Below are 2,047 nucleotides of genomic sequence, written 5' to 3' on the forward strand. Positions count from 1 at the left end.
GCCTTGACCGGAAAACACCGGATGAGGTTTACTTCAATACAACGCCGCTTTCCCTGGTGGCTTAAACCTTGGCGTGGATCCACTTATAGAATGGGGATGAGCTGTTCAAAGGAAGGGGGCCAGCTCTGCCGCAATTGCTGCCGACACACTTATCGACAAGTTTTATCTTGGTAGAAACGGGTGGGAAATTAATTGGATAACAGTCGGCTTTATCATGGTCATATCCTTCGTTTCGCTTTTGCGATACCACGAAGTTCTTAATGAAGTTGAATTAGATGAAATTAAAAATCCATAACAAGCTGCGGCACAATCGCCCGCAGGCGGGCTGGACTCGCTGCTGCGCACGGCGTTATGACAGTCGAGTAACGAGATGAGAATCATTCTTATAATTCTATTCCCATTTCTCTCTTACGGCGCTTTTGCGGATACATGGTATTTTCCTAAGGCTATAGAATCAGAAGATTTTCACTTTGGCGACTTGACGATAGTCAAAACGGTAGACACAACAGAAAATCAACATTATCCCCTATATTCGGTAAAGGTATTACGTAAGGGAATAGAGCTGGCAAACTATAGGAATCTAACGTTTGATGTTATTAAGCCGTTTGCTGAGGGCAGTATGATCTTTGCGGGTAGCAACTCCGGTTTGTCCAGATTCGCATACTTCGTATTGGACAAAGACGGGGGGCTGTTACAAACAAAAAATCACAGCAATGAAATCGACTATTGCGATAGAAGCGTTACTGTAACGAGAAGGTGGTTGCCGAAGGAAATCGAAATAAGGGAAGAGTATGGGTCTGAGAAATACGAGAAAAAGTGGTTGGTTAACGTATCTGCCAAAACATGCGATGACGCTTGGTATGAACTATTTCGCTAGTAGTCATAACAATCGCAGGCAGGCACGAGAGCGATGCGCGCTGGACTTCTTTTCCGCTGTCTCCTTTGCGCACGGCTTCGCCATTATCGCGCAAAGCAGTTGGCTCCAAGGCCACCCCTGCTAAGGGGGTCATGAGTAGAAAATGAATACGAAGCTACCCAAGTACATTGGAATAATTTTAGGTGTCCTATACGGCCTTTCTATTAGAGTTTTATGGGAACTAGATGTCTTACGTAATCTTGGTGGAGTCGTAACCGTTTCTTTTATGTTTTTCGTTCCCTTTGTTATTGGATTCATACGTGTACACTTTGAATGTAAGGTTCAACCGAGTCTCACTTTAGGGAAAATGATAACCGTTTCATGGCAGCCAATTTTCTTCTTCTTACTAGCGACCGTTGTAACTTTAATGGAAGGAAGTATCTGTGTGGCAATGGCTTTACCTGCATTTATGCTTTGCTCTAGCTTGGGTGGGGTAACCGCTGGTTATCTATATCAATATTTCGAAAAACGGAATTCGACATTGCTGTCAGTAGCGCTATTTCCTCTCCTTATCGCTCCTATCGAAGTCAACTTTATTCAATTATCAAGTACTTATACTGTTGAAAATAGAATTACCATTCATGCGCCTCCGAATGTAGTTTGGCAGCAGCTCGGGAGGGTGGCATATATAAAACCTGATGAAATGGGGATATCTCTGACTTCTTTAATTGGGGTGCCCCAACCAATTAAAGCGAGTATGAATGCGGATGGAATTGGCGCTGTTAGAACAAGTGAATGGGAAAAGGGTGTGGTATTTAAAGAAGTTATTACTTCTTGGGAGCCAAATGGAGAAATGACTTACTCGTTTGATATTGATCCTGGCATAATTCCGGATCACGCATTAGATAAGCACGTAAAACTAGGTGGTGAATACTTTTCACCTCTTACAGGCGGGTACTTTATTTCCGAAAACCCGGATGGAAATACCGTTTTAACTTTAAAGACGACTCTAGTAGATAATACGAATTTCGGTATATATTCAAGAATTTGGGGCGAGCTGATCTCCCCCTGTGTCAGGATAGATGTCACCCCCTAAATTGTTGAAAACTTGAACAGGGGGCTGATGAGGAATGAGTGAAACACTATTCACCAGAAAGGAAAGAAGCGGTACTTAAGAAGCTGTTGCCACCA

At 43.1% G+C, this 2,047-nt stretch carries 2 protein-coding genes; both read left to right on the forward strand.

Translation table 11 applies throughout. The annotated features are described in order from the left end of the window. Positions 1-370 precede the first annotated feature (370 nt). Positions 371-877 carry a hypothetical protein gene (locus tag HBA55_RS37030; RefSeq protein WP_167001254.1) on the forward strand — a complete coding sequence of 169 codons (507 nt, stop codon included), beginning with the start codon at positions 371-373 and terminating at the stop codon, positions 875-877. Between the two features lie 142 nt (positions 878-1,019). Continuing rightward, positions 1,020-1,952 carry an SRPBCC family protein gene (locus HBA55_RS37035; protein ID WP_167001255.1) on the forward strand — a complete coding sequence of 311 codons (933 nt, stop codon included), beginning with the start codon at positions 1,020-1,022 and terminating at the stop codon, positions 1,950-1,952. Positions 1,953-2,047: the final 95 nt, after the last annotated feature.

Origin of the sequence: Pseudomaricurvus alkylphenolicus (assembly GCF_011683955.1) — a bacterium.
Classification (GTDB): domain Bacteria; phylum Pseudomonadota; class Gammaproteobacteria; order Pseudomonadales; family Cellvibrionaceae; genus Pseudomaricurvus; species Pseudomaricurvus alkylphenolicus.

Excerpts from the sequence above, each read along its gene's own strand:
- HBA55_RS37035 (WP_167001255.1), top strand. The coding sequence starts at position 1,020 with ATGAATACGAAGCTACCCAAGTACATTGGAATAATTTTAGGTGTCCTA.
- HBA55_RS37030 (WP_167001254.1), top strand. The coding sequence starts at position 371 with ATGAGAATCATTCTTATAATTCTATTCCCATTTCTCTCTTACGGCGCT.